Consider the following 20,003-nt stretch of genomic DNA (forward strand, 5'->3'; position numbering starts at 1 on the left):
CATCTTAGAATTCTTTCCAGAACCTTATAAAACGCTATTTTAAACTCATTTTTATCTTTGCATACTCTTTAATATTTACAATTAATAATTCATGAATCTTCCCAACTCAGTTAAAAAATCATCAAGAAAAATTTGGCAAAAATGGTCCATTGCCATCCGAATCACCCCTTTTATCATTTTGATTGGTATCTTAAAAGCTCTTTCTCATAATTTTGCATTAGAAGTAATTGAGCTTAATGCCCTTTTTACAAGTCTGGTAGCCGGTACAATCTTTCTAATAGGGTTTCTTATTAGCGGCGTATTATCTGATTATAAGGAGAGTGAAAAACTACCGAGCGAACTTTCGGCCTCAATGAAGTCATTATTTGACGATACTTATACTATTTACAAAAGCAAGGACACCCAAACTGCTGCTGAATTTTTAGAATTTCAAAATTCTTTCTGCAGCTCACTTTTAGATTGGTTTTACAAAAATGAAAAGACTGAATCCATACTCTCGAAAATAAGTGATATGAACCATTATTTCATAGAATTAGACAAAGAGGGAATTCAGATGGGGTATATCATAAAAATGAAAAACGAGCAAAATAGCCTTCGAAAAATGATCTTAAGAATTGATACTATAAGAGATACGGATTTTATAGGGTCTGCTTATGCAATCTTAGAAGCGATGGGTATTTTGATAGGCTGTTGTCTTCTAATTATAAAAATTGAACCATTTTATGCGTCTTTGTTTTTCACATTAGTAGTTACATTTTTAATTACTTATATGTTTAAATTGATTAAAGATCTTGATAACCCGTTTGATTATTCCTCTAATGGAGAAAGTGGAACGGAGATATCCTTAAAACCAATTCATGATCTTAAAAAGGCACTTAACAATTTTATGAAGAAGATCTAAAAAGGGTATCTGTCAAATACTTATAAAGGTCTGAACATTTTGTTAAACCTTATGGTTATTACTGTTGTGCTTAAATTTTACTGGATTATTTACTTACCTTTGCAAAAAAAAACAAACATGTCAAACATTTATATTGGATATCATTTTGCCATAGAACCAAAAGAACTAGGTTCAGAAATATTAATAGCGGAATTGGGAGAAAAAGCATTTGAAAGCTTTACTGAAACTGAAACCGGAATTTCTGCCTTTGTTCAAAAGGATTTATGGGATGAGAACATTCTTGACGATATCTTCATATTACAATCAGAAGAATTTAAAATAGCCTATACTTTCGAAGAAATCGAACAAGTAAATTGGAATGAGGAATGGGAAAAGAATTTTGAACCTATTGATGTTGAAGGAAATTGTCATGTACGCGCTCCTTTTCATCCTAAAACCAATGCCGAATTTGATATTGTTATAGAACCAAAAATGAGTTTTGGAACGGGGCATCACGAAACAACTCACATGATGATTCAACATTTATTGGAAACAGATGTGACTGGGATGAAAACTCTTGATATGGGTTGCGGAACTGCAATTTTAGCTATTCTAGCAGAAATGAAAGGAGCTCAGCCAATTGATGCTATTGACATTGATAACTGGTGTTATCTAAATTCTATCGAAAATGCTGCACGTAATAATTGCAAACATATTAGCGTTTATGAAGGTGAAGCAGCTTTGTTAGAAGGGAAAAAGTATGATTTAATTATTGCTAATATCAACAGAAATATTTTGTTGAATGACATGCAAAGTTATGTGAATTCCTTAAATCCAAAAGGAACCCTACTATTAAGCGGTTTTTATGAAGAAGACATCCCTTTTATTGATGCTTCCTGTACTGAAAAAGGCTTAACGTATGTTAAAAAATTTCAAAGAAACAATTGGGTTTCTTTAAAATACGTAAATTAGTGTAAATTAATTAATTACGAAAGTACAAAAACCTACCAAAATGAGTACTAAAGAAAAAGTAAGAGAAAGAGTCAGTGTCAAAGAAATTACTTCTCTCGACAATGAGATCGTTGTTTATAACGACGATGTAAATACTTTTGATCACGTTATTGATACTTTAATCCGTGTTTGCAATCATACGCCCGAACAAGCTGAACAATGTTCATTGATTGTGCATTATAACGGAAAGTGTACCGTGAAAACGGGTCCTTATGATAAATTAAAACCACAATGCACACAGCTACTTGAAGCTGGATTAAGTGCAGAAATAGTATAATATCAGATTGGCATTGCATAAAAAATTAATTACTGTTAATAATTCAAAAAATATATACTTTTATTCTATATTTGAATAAAATTATATGAATTATGGAAGAATACGGTAAAATTTTGGTTATTGCAATGCCAATCTTTTTAATATTAATACTGCTTGAAAAACTATACGGACGTTACAAAGGAGAAGATACCGCTCCAAATATGGATTCTGTATCCAGTATAAGTTCTGGAATGGTCAATTCTGTAAAAGACGTCTTAGGTCTTAGCATTACTTTAATTTCATACGATTGGATTGTTTCCAAAATTGCTCTTTTCCAAATGGAGGCAACCATCCTCGCCTATATTGTTGGTTTTATAGCAATTGATTTTTATGGCTATTGGAGTCACCGCTTGTCTCATCAAATCAATTTCTTATGGAACAAACATGCCATTCATCACAGCAGTGAGGAGTTTAACTTGGCGTGTGCTTTGCGCCAACCTGTTTCCAGTTTTGTCAATTTATTTACTTTTTTACTGATTCCTGCAGCTCTTTTAGGAGTTCCTGCAAAAGTAATAGCAGTAACATTGCCTATTCATTTGTTTCTGCAGTTTTGGTACCACACCAAACACATCAAGAAAATTGGTTTTCTTGAAAATATTCTGGTTTCGCCATCTCACCACAGGGTGCACCATGCTATTAATCCTGAATATATGGACAAAAACCATTCGCAAATCTTTATAATTTGGGACAAGTTATTTGGTACTTTTCAGGAAGAATTAGAAACTGTTCCTCCCGTTTTTGGTATCACAAGACCTGCTCAAACATGGAACCCGATTCGGATTAATTTCCAGCATCTTTGGTTACTTATTACTGATGCCTGGAGAGCCGAAAATTGGAAAGATAAATTGACTATTTGGTTTAAACCGACTGGTTGGCGTCCCGAAAATTTCGAAGAAAAATTCCCGGTAAACAAAATTTCTAACGTATATACTTTTGAAAAATACGGAACTCAAAATTCTAATAAATTAATATTTTGGTCCATTTTTCAGGCTGTTGTAACACTATTATTTATTAGCTATTTATATAGTTCTATTGCGATAATTGGTTTACCTAACGTATTTATTTATGGTGCCTTTATTTTTATCTCCGTTTACAGTTATACCGAACTGATGGATACTCGAAAATTTTCTTTGTTTTGGGAAGGAATTCGTTTTCTGTTTGGAATTGCCATTATCGCTTATTTTGGAGATTGGTTTAAAATGAATGAACTATTCCCTTTCGCAAATTATTTGGTTATAAGTTATTTAATACTGTCTTTAGTAGTCAACATTTATTTCGTCAGCGTCAATTTCGAAAAAGAAAAACTAGCTTTAGCCTAATCTTAAAATTAATCCATGGAAAATAAATTAGTATTGAAAAGTTATATAGGTTTTAGTGTTCTTTATCTTTTAATAATTCTTTTCGGATATGAAAATATTGCTTGGTATTTGAAACCATTTTTAATTCCTTTTTTGATTTTAGCGGTCTATATATCTGAAAATTTTGCTTCAAAAAAAATTCTCATGATTGCTTTGCTTTTTTCTTGGATCGGAGATGTGATCTTAATGTTTTCTGATCGTGCTGAGTTGTATTTTATATTAGGATTAATTGCTTTTCTAATTTCCCATATTGTTTACATTTTGCTATTCAGTAAACAAGAAAAAGCCAGAACCATTGAAAATAAATCAAAATATTGGATTGGTATTTCTTTAATTCTTGTTTATTTTGCAGTGATGGTGTTTACCTTATTTCCTAAACTAGGTCCTTTAAAAATTCCAGTTTTGGTATATGCCACAGTAATCACCAGTATGCTTTATTTTGCATTTAAAGGCAGTTTTATTTGGGTAAAGTTATCTGACAATCCAATTTTAGTGGGCGCTGTTTTTTTTGTGAGTTCAGATAGTATTCTGGCTTTCAATAAATTTTACAGCCCAATTCCTTCGGGTTCTTTCTTAATCATGCTGACTTATATTGCTGCACAATATTTTATTGTGAATGGTATCTTAAAGTTAAATCAAAAAAAAATAGCATTCTCTTTTTAAGAAAATGCTATTTTGTAGCCCAAGATATATAGTTTTAATGTGGTAATTTATCTTTCAATAAGCCATAGATAAATGTTCCGATCAATGCGCCAATAAAAATAAAAATTACAGGAAAAAATCCAGCTCCAATAAGAATAAATATAGGTCCTGGACAAGAACCAACCAATGCCCATCCCAATCCGAAAAACAATCCTCCAATCCAGTATCGAGTGGATCCTTTTTCTTTATCAAGAATTTCTATTGGTAATCCTTTAATGTTTTTTAATTTATTTCTTTTTATTATTTGGATACCAGTCAATCCCGTTGCAACCGCCACTCCTATAATTCCGTACATATGAAAAGATTGAAACTGAAACATTTCATAAATTCTATACCAGGAAACTGCTTCAGATTTGGTCAGTACAATCCCAAAAACAAATCCAACAAGCAAATATTTTAATATATTCATAATTTAAAAAATTAAGGGTAATAAAAAATGAGCCATAATCAATCCGCCAATAAAAAATCCGATTACAGCTTTTAAAGACGGAAGTTGTAAGTTACTCAATCCTGAAATAGCATGGCCTGAAGTACAGCCGCCAGCATAACGTGTTCCGAAGCCAATTAAAATCCCACCAATGACCAATATTAAAATACTTTTTGGGGAATCCATAATCTGTTTTCCAAAAAGTGCGTCAGGCAGTAATTTCCCGTTTGGTGCATCTATTCCCAGTTCAGACAACTGAGAAATTGTTTTTGGATTAATAGTAACATTTGAAGGGTCGCTCATAAAATGAACTGCAACAAATCCTCCTAACATAGCGCCTAAAACTACTACCAAATTCCAACGTTGTGATTTCCAATCATAATTAAAAAATGGGACCCTCTTCCCTATTCCAGTCATAGAACACAAAGAATGCAAATTAGACGACATTCCGAAGGTTTTACCAAAATAAGTTAAACAAAGCATAATCATGCCGATTAAAAAACCAGAAACATACCATGGCCAAGTCTGAAAAATAAAATTCATGTGTATTTTTTTTGCAAAAGTAAGGAATATGTTATTTAATATTATCACAATTAGTCCGGCAAATTTAGTTTTGAGTAACCAACCTCAAAAAAGTTCTTTTATATTTGTAGTGTTGTCATGGCTTATGACTTTGCATTAAAAACGCTTTATCTAAAATTAAGGAAGAAAATAAATAAAACAATTATGAAAAAATCAATAGTTTTTATCGCTATACTACTCTTTTCCGCTTCTTGTGTAAGCACAAAATCAACTTTAAAAAATGTTGACGATAATGCTCCTAATCCTAAACTTACAGCAGAGAATACTTTTGTAATCACACAATTTAGCACTGATAAAAGATACGGTTATGATAAAGACTATCCTATTAATATTTTTTTCAGAAACAGTAAAGATGAAAGCATTAATCAACAACGCTATCTCAATGCGTTAGCAGGGCCAAAAGGTGAGAAATTAACCTATACGAAATTAGAAAGCTGTTGTCCATTTCCAACAAAAAGAAGTGATATGGGAGCCGGTTTTCTGGATGTTTATGAAGTAAAGTGGGAAGGTCAAAAAAGTCCTATCCTACTCTATTTGAATATTTATGAGAAAGGTGTTTTGATGGTACCGGTAGGTCTTAGCCTAAAAAAATAAAAATATTTTACTTATAATTTACTGCTTCGTTTGCTATAAATATACTCGTTATGAGCTGTCTTTTAAGACAATAAATAATTTCTAAATTTAATATAAATCTTTTTTATTATTATCTTTAGGACTGCTTATGACTACGGATATGCTTAATACGGCCTTCAAACTTTTAGCGGGTATCGGATTATTCCTTTTTGCCATGCATTTGCTTGAGGAATCATTAAAAAACCTTTCCGGCAGGAATTTTAAACTTTTTCTGCAACGCATTACCAAAAACAATATTGGTGCAGTTGCGGGTGGTGTTGTTATAACGGTTGTTCTTCAAAGTAGTTCCATGGTCTCTTTAATGGTCTTAGCTTTTGTAGGTGCAGGCGTCTTTAGCATGAAAAATGCCATGGCCATTATTTTGGGAGCTAATCTAGGAACTACGCTTGCCAGTTGGTTAGTCGCTACTTTAGGTTTTGGGGTAAACATTGAAGTTTTTGCTTATCCGGCTGTTTGCTCCGGAGGGCTTTTACTAATCTTTTTTGGTAATCGTAAAAAAATTAAATACCTGTCTTATTTTCTTTTTGGATTTGGATTATTATTTATCGGGATTTCCTTTATGAAAATGGCTATGGAAAGTCAGGTAAGAGATTTTGATTTTACACAATACGCACAAATGCCTCTGATTGTTTTCTTGATTATAGGTTTTATTATTACTGTACTTGTTCAATCCAGCTCTGTCACCATGGCACTTACACTTAGTGCCCTTTATGCCGGAGCTATAAACTTTCCTAATGCTGCTGCTCTTGTACTGGGTTCTGAAACCGGAACAATTATCAAAATTTTGCTCAGTGCTTTAGGAGGAAATGCATCCAAAAAAAGAGTTGCACTAGGTAATTTACTTTTCAATATTTTTATTACTGCTTTAGCTTTTCTGTTTCTAAAGCAAATCTTGACGCTAATTACGGATATTTTTAAAATTAAAGACCCACTGATAGGATTGGTTACTTTTTCAAGTCTAATTAATCTATTAGCCATTGTAATTTTTCTCCCGATACTGAATTTGTTTTCAAAGTTTTTAGAATATTTTTTCAAAGATACTGACTCTTCCACTGCCGCTTTTATTGGTCATGCCAATATCACCGAACCCGAAACAGCATTAGATTTATTTCGAAGAGAAACAAAATATTTCATTCATAATTCAATGATTTTTAATCTGGAACTTTTTAAAATTGATACAAAATCATTTCGTGAACAGGCTGATTTTAAGAAAATCAACGAAAAAAGAAACTATTTTTCGAAGAATGAGGAAGAAAAATATGAATTTTTAAAACAGTTGCAAGGAGAGATACAAACCTTTTATTTGAAACTGAGAATTAAATTGCAACCGGAACAAAACTCAGAGCTTAATCTGCTAATTTCGGCCGTACGAAGTTCTATGCATTCTGTAAAAAGTATAAAGGACATAGGAACTAATATTTCAAATCTCAGAAGTTCCTCAAAAGATATTAAATACAATTTTTTTATACATCATAAAAAAGAAACTGAAAAACTGTACCTTGAATTAAATGCTTTTCTAACACGAGAGGAATTGGTCAGTTTTGAAAAACTGCAGTCTATTTTTAATACTATCCAAAATAATTACACAAGTGCTTTAAACGATTTCTATCTAAAGGCACAACACGAGCCTATTGAAGACATTGACATAACCACAGTGATTAATTTTAACCGTGAACTTTTTACTTCAAATAAAGCAATGTTAATGTCTGTAAAAGACACATTATTGGATGAAAAACAAGCAGCAGAATTTAATGAGATACCTATATACAGAACCTAAATTCTGTACTATGAAAGCTCTTAATTTTTCAAATAAAAACAGCTAATTTATTTCCTTGTTGGAAAGTTAAATATGGCTCTTATAGTTTTAAAAAATCAGCGGTTTGCTTTAGCATTTAAAATTGCAATTTCGGTTTAAAATGGCTAATTTTAAACCTAAAATGTTTTCATTTGAAAAAGAACTTAAAGAAAATAGTAAAAATTTTCCTAAGAATAATAGCAGCGATTTTCGTATTGCTATTCCTGTTAATACTTGTAATTCAAATTCCTTCTGTGCAGCATTTTATTAAAGATAAAACTGTAAACTATATTGAAGGTAAAATCAAAACCAAAGTAAGTATAGATTCCCTCAAGATTGGCTTTCCGGAAAAAGTAATTCTTAAAGGTGTTTATTTTGAAGATCAAAAAAAAGATACGCTTTTGGCTGGCGAAAAATTAGCTATTGATATTAGCCTATTCCAATTGTTAAATAACAAAGTAGAAATCAATTCGCTGGAAATAGAAGGAATTACATCCAATTTAAAACGTGACGCAAAAGGTATTTTTAATTTCGATTATATTGTTAAAGCCTTTACTGCTAAAGAAAAACCTAAGAAAGAGGATGCTACACCCCTACAGTTTTCGCTGGGCGAAATTAACCTGAATCGAATAAAAGTAAATTACAAAGACGCTCTTTCAAAGGACTATTTTTATATTAACCTAAAACATTTCAATACCGCTATTGAAACTTTTGATCTTGATAAAATGAACTTTGAAGTTCCAAAAATCACAATCAATGGATTAGAATTAAAATTGAAGCAAGGTTTAGCTAAAACCGCAAACAAAACTATTCGGGATAGAGGATCCTCTAAAATTCCTTTAAAGTTACAATTAGGAGAAATTGATTTCAGGAGACTTGCAGTTGATTATTCGGATGAAAATTCAAAACTCAGCACTACAATAGCCTTAAAAAATCTATTGGTCAAATTTGATAAAATTGATCTCAATAAACAATTTTTGCTCATCAAAAGCATCGATTTGTTGGATACCAAAGGAGTTTTAGCATTGGGAGAAACAAATAAATCCAGTGCAAAGCAAGAAAAAAATGCAAATGGATCAAATAATTGGGAAATTAAAATAAATAAAACGAGTTTCAAACAAATTGATTTTCGTTATGATGATAATAATGCAATTGTCTTAAAAAAAGGATTTGACTACAACCATTTGAACCTTAAAAATCTAAATTTAGAAGTTGAAAATATCAATTACAATCCCGAAAATATTTCCGGAAATGTAAATTCTTTTAAAGCTGCAGAACAAAGTGGCTTGATTGTTCAGTCTTTTACAACTGATTTTTTCTACGGCAAAAAAAATGCTTATTTGAAAAAATTATATTTGAGAACTCCACAGACTTTATTGAAAGATGAGATTCTAATTGGGTATCCATCGATAGCATCCTTGACTAAAAAATTGGGAGAATTAAGAATCACGGCTACTTTGAAGAAAAGTAAATTGGGATTTAAAGACGTTTTATTATTTGTTCCCAAATTATCTGAAACCAATCCTTTTAAAAGTAATCCCACTGCTATATTGCTAATTAATAGTAAGGTATCCGGCAAGTTAAAAAATATTGAAATTCCGAATTTAGAAATTAGTGGAATTGGTTCAACCAAAATTGCTGCCAGTGGAAAAATAATTGGTTTACCCGATTTGAAGAAAGCTAATTTTAATCTGACTATTAAAGATTTCAAATCCAGTGCAAAAGACCTCGATGCGTTTGTGCCTAAAGGAACTATTCCAAACTCGATTCAATTGCCTCTACAATTTAGTGTAAAGGGAACTTTCAAAGGAACAATTGATAATTTTTATACCAATCTGAATTTGTTGACTAGTTCAGGTAATGCCAAAATCAAAACAAGTTTTGACCACAGAAGGAAAAAACTGGAAAAATACGATGCTCAAGCAGAGTTCGACAATTTTGATTTAGGAAGGCTTCTTAAAAATGATTCGATTGGAAAAATTACTTTAAAAGCAACTATAAAAGGAACAGGATTAAATCCCAAAACGGCAAATGCAATTGGAAGTGCAACCATCATTAAAGCTCATTATAATAAATATGTCTATCAAAATATAAACCTTAATGGAGTAATTAAGAACGGAGATTTTGACATGACAGCGGATGCAAAAGACCCAAATCTTACTTTTGGTTTAATTAGTAGCGGAAGTTTTAGAGATAAATATCCATCAGCAAAAGTAAAACTGAATGTTGATATTGCTGATTTAAACAAATTAAATCTTCATGCAGGACCTATGAAATTGAAAGGGATAATTGATGCTGATTTTCAAACTATTGATTTAGATTATCTAAATGGAAATATTAAAGCTAATACCCTATTCATTAGCAACGAAAAACATGAAGTTACACTAGATAGTATCACACTGGTTGCTACATCCACTGTGGATAAAAACACATTGCTTTTACAATCTTCTTTTTTGAATGCAGAAGTAAATGGTAAATACAAATTATCTCAGATTGCAAACGCATTCTCAAATTCTTTGACGAGATATTATGATACCAATCCAAAGTCAAAAAAATTAGGTACCGAAACACAACAATTTGATTTAAAAATGGAGATAAAACACCATCCCATTTTTTTGGTATTCTTGTCTGAATTGAAAAGTTTTGATCCGATAACTGTTGTGGGCAAATACAATTCTGAAAATGATTATATTATGCTAAATGGTTCAACTTCAAAATTAATTTATGGAGAAAACACCATTAACGGAGCGGTTTTAAATATTGATACCCAAGACAATAGTCTAGTATACAGCCTGCTTGTAGATGATATACAAGGATCTGCAATACAATCACCTTATACTAATATTTTCGGAAAAGTAAAAAATAACATTTTGGATTATTCCCTACAGCTAAAAGATTTAAATGATAAGAATCGTTATTTTTTATCGGGGACATTAAAGGCTTTGGACGGAAATTCAGAAATTACTATTGATCCTAAAACTCTTCTGCTTGATTACGATACTTACAATTTATCTGAGGGTAATGCGATTCGCTTTGGTAAAAAAGGACTTAATATATCTGATTTTGAAATAGGAAGTGATGGAAACACAATTAAAATACAATCTCAATCCGAAGATCCAGATGCTCCAATTGCAGTCGATTTCAAAAATTTTGAAGTAGGAACCGTTTCAAAAATGGTTTTAAAAAGTGATTTACAAATGAGTGGAAAAGTCAATGGAAATGCTTTATTGAAGACTGCAACAACAAATCCTGTTTTTATTTCTGATTTGACAATTGAAGATTTTCGTTTTAAAAAGGACACTCTCGGAACTATCGCCATAAAAGTTAATAACCAGACCGCAAATACTTACGATACAAAAATTGCTATCACAGGTCATGGAAATCAAGTTAATCTGGATGGTATTTATAATTCAAATGATAGAAATCTTGATATGAAGCTGCTCATTGAGAAACTAAATATGAAGAGTATTCAAGGGTTTTCAATGGATCAAATTACAGAAAGTACAGGTTTTTTGACTGGGAATTTTCAGATTATAGGGAACTCAAATAAACCAATGGTAATTGGCGAATTGCAATTCAATGATGTAGGTTTTAAAATAAAACAATTAAATGCAAAGTTCAAGTCAGTAAACGATAAAATCACATTTACAAACGATCTTATTTTATTCGACCGTTTTGTCATAAAAGACGAAAGTGATAATGAATTAGTAATAAACGGTAAAATCGATAGTCAGAATTACAGCAATTTAGGCTTTGATTTAGCTATCGATGCTGAGAATTTTAAGGCCGTTAACTCAAAAGCTAAAGATAATGATTTGTTTTATGGCGAATTATTTTTAGATAATCATCTAACGTTAAAAGGCACTTTTGAAAACCCTACAGTGGAAGGAAATATCAAAATAAACAAAGACACTAAATTAACCGTTGTTGTACCACAGTCTGCTCCGTCAATAGCAGATCGTGAGGGAATTGTCGAATTTATCGATCAGGACCATCCTGAATTTAATGAAACGGTTAGTATTGATACCATTAACAGTACATCTGATGTAAAAGGATTTAATGCTTATGTCAATATTGAAGTAGACAAAGAGGCCGATTTAACGTTAATTATTGATAAAGCCAATGGTGATTTTTTAAAATTAAAAGGGGCGGCAAATCTAAATGGAGGCATTGATCCTTCAGGAAAAACTACTTTAACAGGTAAATATGAGTTTAGTGAAGGATCTTATGAAATGACCTTTAATTCGATTAAAAAGAAATTTGATATCAAGAAAGGAAGTTATGTTATCTGGACAGGTGATCCAACAAGCGCCAACATTTCTGTTACAGCAATTTATAAAATCAAAACAGCCCCAATCGATCTGATGTATGATCAACTTGGAAATATTTCGGACCAAGCAAAAAATACGTACAAAGAAAAAATTCCTTTTGAAACAGAATTAAAAGTTAGTGGGGAATTAATGAAACCTGACATTAGCTTCAATATTGTTATGCCTGAAAACACTACCGTATCTGCTGAAGTTTCAAATACCATTAAATCTAAATTAGATCAATTACGCCAAAATCCGGATGAATTAAACAAACAAGTTTTCGCTTTGCTCCTGTTTGGTCGTTTTATGGGTGAAGATCCTTTTGCCAGTGAAACAGGAGATGTTACTGCGGCTTCTATGGCCAGGGAAAGCGCCAGTAAAATTTTGACCCAACAGATGAATAATTTTGCTGGAGATTTAATCAGTGGTGTTGAGCTAAATTTTGATTTAACGGCAACCGAAGATTACTCTTCAGGGCAACTAGAAAACAGAACCGATTTGAATGTGGAGGTTTCAAAGAAAATGTTCAGTGATCGTTTGAAAGTTACTGTGGGAAGTAATTTTGGATTGCAAGGATCAGAAGAGGCTAATCAAGGATCATCAAACATTGGTACAGATGTTTTTTTGGATTACCAACTTACAAAAGACGGAAAATATAAAATAAGAGGTTATCGTGTAAATAAATACCAAGTGGCACTTCAAGGTGAGGTTATCGAAACCGGTATTGCTTTTATCGTTACACTGGACTATGAAGAATTCAAAGAATTATTTCGTAAAAGTGAGGCGGAAAAGTTAAAAGAGAAAAGAGAAAAAGAACTAAAAAAGAAATCTGATGAATAGGTCTCATTTATCATATTTTCTTCTTTTGGTGTTTTTTGCCAGTTCATGCAGTAATACAAAGTATCTGGCTGAAGGGGAATTGCTATATACTGGTGCGAAAATAAAAATCGAAGGAGACGAAACTTCGAAGAAAGAAAACCTTGAATTGAAATCAGAGTTAAAGAAATTAGTACGTCCAAAACCAAATTCTGATATTCTCGGATTAAGACCGAAGTTATTTATTTATAATATTGCAGGCACACCAAAAAAAGAAAAAGGGATACGACATTGGCTCAAAACTAAAGTAGGTGAAGCTCCTGTTTTATACAGTCAGGTGGATTTAGAATACAACAAAAGTGTTCTTCAAAATTTCGCAGAAAATAATGGTTCTTTCAATACTAAAATTTCGGTGGATTCCGTTCATAGAGGAAAAACAGTTGAAGCAAATTATAATGTAAGGTCTATTAAAAAATTCAAAATCAGAGAAGTAAAATTCCCGGAAGATTCCTCGGCAATCTCTCGTGAAGTCCGAAATACTAGCCGTAGAAGCCTATTGAAAAAGGGTGACCATTATAGCCTCGACATAATAAAGAAAGAAAGAGTTCGTATAGATACCAAGCTTAAAGAAAAGGGTTTTTTCTATTTTAATCCAGATTATCTAAAAATTCAAGTGGACAGTACTGTTGCCAATCATGAGGTTGATCTGATTGTAAAAGTGAAGAATGAGGCGCCAAAATTGTCTACAGAACAATACAAAATCAATAAAATAATTATTTACCCGAATTATTCCATCAGTAGTGATAGTCTGGTAATAAAGCCTGATTCTATTACAAAACACAATGATTTTACTATAATTGGCGGGGAAAATTTATTTAAGCCAAAAATTTTTGATCGTGCTTTGTATTTTAAGAAAGATGATCTGTACAATCGTACAAATCATAATTTATCCCTAAGCCGATTGGTCAGTTTAGGTACTTTCAAATTTGTGAAAAACCAATTCAAAGTTGCAGATACTATTGGAAATTATTTAGATGCCTATTATTATCTTACTCCTTTTAAAAAGAAATCTATCAGTTTTGAAATTTTAGCCAAAACAAATGATGCAAATTATACCGGCACCGAGTTAAATGCAAATTGGAGCAATCGCAACGCTTTTAAAGGTGCCGAATTACTTACTGTTTCTGTTTTTGGGGGATTTGAAGTTCAGGTATCGGGACAAAATGAAGGATATAATGTTTACCGATTGGGTACAGAATCAAATTTGATTTGGCCACGAATCATAGCTCCTTTTCAAATTAAATCGTCGAGTGCTTTTGTACCAAAAACCAAAGCAACTTTTGGGTATGAATTCCAAAACAGAACGCAATTGTATACCTTGGCTACTTTCAATACAGCCTTTGGGTATTTATGGAAAGCAAACGAAAGAAAAGAACATCATTTAAACCTTACTGAAATTACGTATGCGAGACCAGAAAATGTAACCGCTCTATATGAAGAGCAGATGGAACAAAATCCCTCTCTTGAGAAAGTAATTGAAAAACAGTTAGTTTTTGGTCCTACCTATTCCTTTACCTATTCGAATACAATGAAGAAGAGATTGACAAACACTTTCTACAATAAAGTATCAGTTGATCTTTCGGCAAATATTACCGGTTTGCTTACCGGTGCAAACGGTAAAGCTGGTGATACCATCAAGGTGTTTGGCGTTCCGTTCAGCCAATTTGTAAAAATAGAAAATGAATTCAGGCATTTTTTAAAACTTTCGAAAGAATCTCAACTTGCTAGCAGACTTATTGTAGGAGCGGGATTTGCCTATGGTAATTTGGAGCAAATGCCATATATCAAACAGTTTTTTATTGGGGGGACCAATAGTATTCGAGCTTTTCGCGCACGTTCCCTTGGCCCGGGAAGTTATTATGATCCGGCAATGCAGACTGATTCCATAACAGAAGATCAATCAGGGGATATAAAATTGGAATTTAATACCGAATACCGGGCAAAAATATATGGAAAACTTAAAGGGGCACTGTTTGTAGATGCAGGTAATATTTGGTTACTAAGCGATGATCCAGACAAACCAGGCTCTAAATTTTCTAAAGATTTCATGAATGATATTGCAGTTGGAACCGGAGTCGGTTTGCGTTTTGATTTATCTTTCCTAATTCTCAGAACAGACTTCGCCTTCCCTATTAGAAAACCCTATCTACCCAATGGAGAGCGCTGGGTCATTGATGATATAAATTTAGGCAGCGGTACTTGGCGTAATGAAAATTTAATATTTAATCTGGCAATCGGTTATCCTTTTTAAAACAGCAAATAGTAATTCAAAACGGATTCCGCTAGGTAAAAAAAAATCAATTCATATTTTTAATAAGTTCAAATTCAGTAAATTTGATAGGAAAGTTAAATCTTTCTGTTTCTTTTGAATTCATTATTAACATCAAAACATTCAATATGGGAAAGTCTAAGTCATCAGAAAATGATAAGTCAAAAAAAATCAAATTCCCCGAAAAAAATCTTAAGAATTTTCAAAAACTGAGTCCTAAAGAGCGTATCGAGCACGCTAAAAAATTTTCAGGGCAATTTTGTGTTGGTGAAGGAAATTCTTTTCGCCTAAAAGATTATAAAAGCGATGTTGACTTTGATTTGGATAAAGGTGATAAATCATTGGTTGCTGATACCCTAGAATTAGGGGTCGATGCTTTAGCCACCATGCAGGAAATTTTATATGCTCAAGATAAATGGTCTTTGCTACTGATTTTTCAGGCGATGGATGCAGCGGGTAAAGACGGAGCCATTAAACATGTTCTTTCGGGTGTAAATCCTCAGGGATGCCAGGTTTCTTCTTATAAAGCACCCAGTTCAGAAGAATTAGATCATGATTTTTTATGGCGTTGCCAAAAACACTTACCAGAGCGCGGTAGAATTGGAATTTTTAACCGTTCCTACTACGAAGAAGTTTTGGTAGTTCGAGTTCATGAGCACATTTTAAAGGCACAAAAACTTGCCGAGGAATTAATTACCAAAAATATTTGGGACGAACGATTTGAAGATATAAGAAATTTTGAAAAATATTTACGCCGTAACGGAACTGTTGTGGTTAAATTTTTTCTGAATGTATCCAAAGACGAACAGAAAAAACGCTTTATAGAACGAATTGATGATGCAGATAAAAACTGGAAATTCAGCACTGCCGATGCCAAAGAACGCCAACATTGGGATGAATACATGCATGCCTACGAAGAATTGATTAAAAATACTTCAACAGAAGATTCCCCTTGGTATGTAATTCCGGCAGATAATAAATCCTACGCGCGTATCGCGATTGCTTCTGCAGTAATTCATACATTGGACGAAATGGGATTAGAATATCCAAAGGTAAGTGATGAAAAAGTTGCGGAATTAAATGAGATTAAAAAGGCACTTTTGTCAGAAGAATAAAATAAATAAAGCTCCTTTAATTTTTTTAAATAAAAACAAAGGGAGCTTTTATTTTGTCCAAAAATTGTCAGTAAAATTGGTTTTGGTCTATGATTTATTCTTGATTCTTGGTATTTATCCAAGCTATAAATAATTTATATCCAATGGTAAGAATAACTGAACCTAAGAAAAGCCCAATGAAACCATTGTATAGAAACCCCCCAATTGCGCCCAGAAAAACAACAGGCATTGGGACAGGGTTATTTGTTCCTAATAAAATCGGTTTCAATATATTATCAGCCATTAGAGTGATACCCAACCACACAGCCAAGATAGTGGCTGTTGTTGCGTCAGTAACTGAAAACATATAGATTGATAACGGAATTACAATAATTCCCATTCCTACCTGAATTACGGCAAGAACAAGACAAATCACGGTCCATAGCCCCGCAAATGGCACACCTGCTATAAAAAAACCGAGACTGGCCATAGTCGTCTGGATTAAGGCAACTCCCAGAAAACCTTTTACAACATTCCGAATAGTCATTGCAGTTAATAAGGAATAATTTTCTCCATTTTCCCCTGCTAATTTTGTAAATACTTTTTTAGAAACTTCCTTCATCGATTTCGAATAAGCTAAAAAAATACCCGCAATTATTATAGAAGCATTAAATTGTAAAATACCCTTTCCTATATCTGCAAAAGCAGCTAATGCCCACCTTCCAACAGCCGTTAATTCTTCCGAGTATAACAAAACCGTCTTTTGTAAATTATCAGAAGCCGATTGCCAGATATCGATAATTGGTTTTGTGAAAATTGGCCAGTTTGCCGTGTTTTTCCCAGGTGGTGGAATTAAATGCTCTCCTTTTTCATAAACTTCCCGAACATGGTTAACTCCTTCAAATAAAGACTTTGTAACCAAAAAACTTGGAACGATAATAACACTTAGCATTATAAGTATCAGCAAGACAATGGTTACAATTCTTTTCCCATATAAGATTTTAACAAAAGACAGATAAACGGGGTAAATGGCAATCGCAATTACAAATGCCCAAATCATAATTAATTTAAATGGATTTAAAATATCAAAACACCAGGTAATCAGCAAAAATAAAACTCCCAAACGGATCAGGATATCAACTATTTTTTCAAATTTATTGGGTATGGGATTAGCATCAGATGGTTCCATAATTTTTAATTTTTTAGTTAATACATAGTAAATTTATTGATTTTATTAATGTAATTACTAAATTAAACTCAAACTTTAGTTTTTTTGAAGCGCTAAAAAATCATCAATGTTTATTCTAAATCCTATTATTTTTTTGTCAAATTCTTATTTTTTTAGATGTAAAACCTAATTTTACATATCTCTTCATTTATATTTGTAACATGAAATTTAAAGTTATGGAAGAATGTATTTCTGTTTTTGATATGCTCAAAATCGGTATAGGACCATCGAGTTCTCATACCCTTGGACCTTGGCGTGCAGCAGAACGATTTTTGGGTGAAATACGCAGCGAAAACTTACTCGAAAACCATATTTACCAGATGATGAGCGTTGGGTTTTAGATCAAATAAATTTGGGAAATCGCTCATGGCGAAAAGAAAATTTGGTTTTTAGTTTAGCTATCGGGCATCCGTTTTAGTTTATCATTTCGACGAAAGAGAAACGTATGTTCAGCGGAGCTAAATCACATCAAGTCATTCAGATAACGTGACTTCTCCGTCGAAATGAAATGGCGGGTTTGTTTATTCCAGTAAATACAAACATAAACAGTATTAGTTTTTCACAAACTCACTCTGCCATTTATTCCCTCCTGAAATGGCTTGTATTAGATACATTCCTGACGCAAGCCCCTCAGTATTTACTTGCTTAGTATCCTTAGTTTGTTCCATGATTATTTTTCCGCTAAGGTCTATAATCATAATTTTATTAATTAGCACAATATTAGGTAATTGAAGGTTGAGCATTGATTTAGCAGGGTTAGGATAAATGACCATGCGCTCTTGTTGAAAATCGGAAGTTGACAATGGATCTTCTTCCAGTTTTACAATCCAATAATCATAACTTCCATTATTTCCGGTAACATCACCATCCGTAGAATTACTCATTCCTGCAATAATATAGCCTCCATCTGCGGTTTGTTGGATGCTGAAAGCTCTATCATCACCAGAACCACCCAATGTTTTTTGCCATTGTATCGTTCCTGTTACATCCGATCTTACAATCCAATAATCATAAGTTCCATGATTTCCTGTAACATCACCATCTGTAGAATAAGTTACTCCAGCTACAATATAGCCTCCATCTGCGGTTTGTTGGATGCTGAAAGCTTTATCATCACCAGAACCACCCAATGTTTTTTGCCATTGTATCACTCCTGCTGTACTCAATTTTACTACCCAATAATCATCAGCTCCATGATTTCCGATAAAAAAGTCTGTAGAATTACTGTTTCCCGCTACTATATAGCCTCCGTCCGTGGTTTGTTGGATGCTATATGCGTCATCAATAAAAGAACCTCCCAATGATTTCTGCCACTGAATCGTTCCAGTTGCGTTCAATTTTACTACCCAAAAATCATAACTTCCATGATTTCCGGTAACATCACCGTCATAAGAATTACTAGATCCTGCCACAATATATCCTCCGTCTGCGGTTTGTTGGGTGCTGGAGGCATAATCCTGACCGGATCCCCCAAACGTTTTCTGCCATTGAATTGTTCCTGTTGAATCCAATTTTACAATCCAATAATCAGTACCACCATGATTCAATGTAACATCGCCGTCTATAGAACCGGTATATCCAGCTACAATATAACCTCCGTCCGTGGTTTGCTGAACGCTTTCTACTCCATCCCAATTAGAACCTCCCAATGTTTTTTGCCATTGAACTGCTCCAGTTGCGCTCAATTTTAACACCCAATAATCAAGGTCTCCCGGATTTCCAGTGATAGACTCTCCAGCTACAATATACCCCCCATCCGTGGTTTGTTGGATGCTACTTACGTAATAATAACCGGAACCTCCCGAAGTTATCTGCCATTGAATCGTTCCTGTTACGCTCAATTTTACAATCCAATAATCAGGAGCTTCATAATTATGTATTGATCCAGCCACAATATAGCCTCCATCCGTAGTTTGCTGAATACAACTCGCATATTCATCAGACAAACCACCCAGTGCTTTCTGCCATTGTATTGCGGGCTGAGAAAAACAATTCAATTGAAATAGAATTGCGCCTAAAATAAGTAAAGTTTTTTTCATGATATTAGTTTTTTATATTTTATAAACTCATTCCGACATTTCTTCCCCCCTGAAATTGCTTGTATTATACCATTTTGTTTTAAATCTTATTGGAATAGTTGTCCATAAGTTTGTCATTCCAACGAAGGAGGAATCCCTTATTTTTATTCATGTCGTGAAGATTCCTCCTTCGTTGGAATGACAAATGATGGGTTTGTTTATTCCAGTAAATGCAAACATGAAACAGTATTGGATGCATTTTTGAAGTTGATAAGCGTACCAAAAAAACGAAAACACAGATCTATATTACATGCAACTAGCTGTATATCAAAGTTATAAAGAAAAAAATATAGTGATTAACAATTAATTGTTAACTTAATTGCTAAACACCGAAAAAAGTTAAATGAGTATCTATATAAAAACACTTCAAACAAAATAATTACTATAAAATAGCTATAAATTTTATTAAATTAATAGTATTAACCCATTCTTAACCCAAATTAT

14 protein-coding genes and 1 pseudogene are annotated in these 20,003 nt (G+C 32.9%); 11 read left to right on the forward strand and 4 right to left on the reverse strand.

The window, feature by feature from the left end; genetic code table 11:
• The first annotated feature begins 91 nt into the window (after positions 1-91).
• The 5 genes from ABEB23_RS11340 (at position 92) to ABEB23_RS11360 (ending at position 4,228) form a co-directional block, all read left to right on the forward strand.
• Positions 92-901 (forward strand): hypothetical protein, encoded by an 810-nt coding sequence (locus tag ABEB23_RS11340; protein ID WP_348812711.1) that lies wholly within the window; start codon positions 92-94, stop codon positions 899-901.
• A gap of 117 nt (positions 902-1,018) precedes the next feature.
• On the forward strand, positions 1,019-1,852 hold the full coding sequence (gene prmA / locus ABEB23_RS11345) for a 50S ribosomal protein L11 methyltransferase (RefSeq protein WP_348812712.1): 834 nt from the start codon (positions 1,019-1,021) through the stop codon (positions 1,850-1,852).
• A gap of 40 nt (positions 1,853-1,892) precedes the next feature.
• The gene (locus tag ABEB23_RS11350; RefSeq protein ID WP_348812713.1) at positions 1,893-2,168 is read left to right on the forward strand and encodes an ATP-dependent Clp protease adaptor ClpS; all 276 of its coding nucleotides are present in this window, start codon (positions 1,893-1,895) and stop codon (positions 2,166-2,168) included.
• Between the two features lie 92 nt (positions 2,169-2,260).
• Entirely contained in the window at positions 2,261-3,526 is a 1,266-nt protein-coding gene (locus ABEB23_RS11355; protein ID WP_348812714.1) for a sterol desaturase family protein, read from the forward strand.
• 15 nt (positions 3,527-3,541) lie between these two features.
• Positions 3,542-4,228: a lysoplasmalogenase gene (locus tag ABEB23_RS11360; RefSeq protein ID WP_348812715.1), complete on the forward strand. Its 687-nt coding sequence runs from the start codon at positions 3,542-3,544 to the stop codon at positions 4,226-4,228.
• Between the two features lie 34 nt (positions 4,229-4,262).
• On the opposite strand, the gene ABEB23_RS11365 is transcribed toward ABEB23_RS11360, so the two are convergent.
• Together ABEB23_RS11365 and ABEB23_RS11370 are read right to left on the reverse strand one after the other, a co-directional pair.
• Positions 4,263-4,676 carry a DUF6691 family protein gene (locus ABEB23_RS11365; protein WP_348812716.1) on the reverse strand — a complete coding sequence of 138 codons (414 nt, stop codon included), beginning with the start codon at positions 4,674-4,676 and terminating at the stop codon, positions 4,263-4,265.
• 3 nt (positions 4,677-4,679) lie between these two features.
• Entirely contained in the window at positions 4,680-5,237 is a 558-nt protein-coding gene (locus tag ABEB23_RS11370; RefSeq protein ID WP_348812717.1) for a YeeE/YedE family protein, read from the reverse strand.
• 183 nt (positions 5,238-5,420) lie between these two features.
• On the opposite strand from ABEB23_RS11370, the gene ABEB23_RS11375 reads away from it, so the two are divergent.
• The 5 genes from ABEB23_RS11375 (at position 5,421) to ABEB23_RS11395 (ending at position 16,274) form a co-directional block, all read left to right on the forward strand.
• On the forward strand, positions 5,421-5,870 hold the full coding sequence (locus ABEB23_RS11375; protein WP_348812718.1) for a 2-dehydro-3-deoxyphosphooctonate aldolase: 450 nt from the start codon (positions 5,421-5,423) through the stop codon (positions 5,868-5,870).
• Positions 5,871-6,009: 139 nt separating this feature from the next.
• On the forward strand, positions 6,010-7,686 hold the full coding sequence (locus ABEB23_RS11380) for a Na/Pi cotransporter family protein (RefSeq protein WP_348812719.1): 1,677 nt from the start codon (positions 6,010-6,012) through the stop codon (positions 7,684-7,686).
• A 170-nt stretch (positions 7,687-7,856) separates the two neighbouring features.
• Positions 7,857-12,854 carry a translocation/assembly module TamB domain-containing protein gene (locus ABEB23_RS11385; protein ID WP_348812720.1) on the forward strand — a complete coding sequence of 1,666 codons (4,998 nt, stop codon included), beginning with the start codon at positions 7,857-7,859 and terminating at the stop codon, positions 12,852-12,854.
• Positions 12,847-15,141: a translocation and assembly module lipoprotein TamL gene (gene tamL, locus ABEB23_RS11390; protein ID WP_348812721.1), complete on the forward strand. Its 2,295-nt coding sequence runs from the start codon at positions 12,847-12,849 to the stop codon at positions 15,139-15,141. Before ABEB23_RS11385 ends, tamL begins: the two co-directional genes overlap by 8 nt.
• A 146-nt stretch (positions 15,142-15,287) precedes the next feature.
• Complete coding sequence (locus tag ABEB23_RS11395) at positions 15,288-16,274, forward strand: polyphosphate kinase 2 family protein (RefSeq protein ID WP_348812722.1); 987 nt, start codon at positions 15,288-15,290, stop codon at positions 16,272-16,274.
• 94 nt (positions 16,275-16,368) lie between these two features.
• Here the strand turns inward: ABEB23_RS11395 and ABEB23_RS11400 are convergent, their stop codons facing one another.
• Positions 16,369-17,442: an AI-2E family transporter gene (locus ABEB23_RS11400; RefSeq protein ID WP_348812723.1), complete on the reverse strand. Its 1,074-nt coding sequence runs from the start codon at positions 17,440-17,442 to the stop codon at positions 16,369-16,371.
• A 215-nt stretch (positions 17,443-17,657) separates the two neighbouring features.
• On the opposite strand from ABEB23_RS11400, the pseudogene ABEB23_RS11405 reads away from it, so the two are divergent.
• A pseudogene (locus ABEB23_RS11405) lies at positions 17,658-17,786 on the forward strand (serine dehydratase beta chain); the annotation flags it as partial.
• A 246-nt stretch (positions 17,787-18,032) separates the two neighbouring features.
• On the opposite strand, the gene ABEB23_RS11410 reads toward ABEB23_RS11405, so the two are convergent.
• Positions 18,033-19,520, reverse strand: a complete 1,488-nt coding sequence (locus ABEB23_RS11410) for a T9SS type A sorting domain-containing protein (protein ID WP_348812725.1) — start codon at positions 19,518-19,520, stop codon at positions 18,033-18,035.
• Positions 19,521-20,003: the final 483 nt, after the last annotated feature.

The organism is Flavobacterium maritimum, assembly GCF_040049085.1.
Taxonomy (GTDB): Bacteria; Bacteroidota; Bacteroidia; order Flavobacteriales; family Flavobacteriaceae; genus Flavobacterium; species Flavobacterium maritimum.

Excerpts from the sequence above, each read along its gene's own strand:
- ABEB23_RS11355 (WP_348812714.1), top strand. The coding sequence starts at position 2,261 with ATGGAAGAATACGGTAAAATTTTGGTTATTGCAATGCCAATCTTTTTA.
- ABEB23_RS11375 (WP_348812718.1), top strand. The coding sequence starts at position 5,421 with ATGAAAAAATCAATAGTTTTTATCGCTATACTACTCTTTTCCGCTTCT.
- ABEB23_RS11340 (WP_348812711.1), top strand. The coding sequence starts at position 92 with ATGAATCTTCCCAACTCAGTTAAAAAATCATCAAGAAAAATTTGGCAA.
- prmA (WP_348812712.1), top strand. The coding sequence starts at position 1,019 with ATGTCAAACATTTATATTGGATATCATTTTGCCATAGAACCAAAAGAA.
- ABEB23_RS11395 (WP_348812722.1), top strand. The coding sequence starts at position 15,288 with ATGGGAAAGTCTAAGTCATCAGAAAATGATAAGTCAAAAAAAATCAAA.
- ABEB23_RS11370 (WP_348812717.1), bottom strand. The coding sequence starts at position 5,237 with ATGAATTTTATTTTTCAGACTTGGCCATGGTATGTTTCTGGTTTTTTA.
- ABEB23_RS11400 (WP_348812723.1), bottom strand. The coding sequence starts at position 17,442 with ATGGAACCATCTGATGCTAATCCCATACCCAATAAATTTGAAAAAATA.
- tamL (WP_348812721.1), top strand. The coding sequence starts at position 12,847 with ATGAATAGGTCTCATTTATCATATTTTCTTCTTTTGGTGTTTTTTGCC.
- ABEB23_RS11360 (WP_348812715.1), top strand. The coding sequence starts at position 3,542 with ATGGAAAATAAATTAGTATTGAAAAGTTATATAGGTTTTAGTGTTCTT.
- ABEB23_RS11410 (WP_348812725.1), bottom strand. The coding sequence starts at position 19,520 with ATGAAAAAAACTTTACTTATTTTAGGCGCAATTCTATTTCAATTGAAT.
- ABEB23_RS11365 (WP_348812716.1), bottom strand. The coding sequence starts at position 4,676 with ATGAATATATTAAAATATTTGCTTGTTGGATTTGTTTTTGGGATTGTA.
- ABEB23_RS11350 (WP_348812713.1), top strand. The coding sequence starts at position 1,893 with ATGAGTACTAAAGAAAAAGTAAGAGAAAGAGTCAGTGTCAAAGAAATT.
- ABEB23_RS11380 (WP_348812719.1), top strand. The coding sequence starts at position 6,010 with ATGCTTAATACGGCCTTCAAACTTTTAGCGGGTATCGGATTATTCCTT.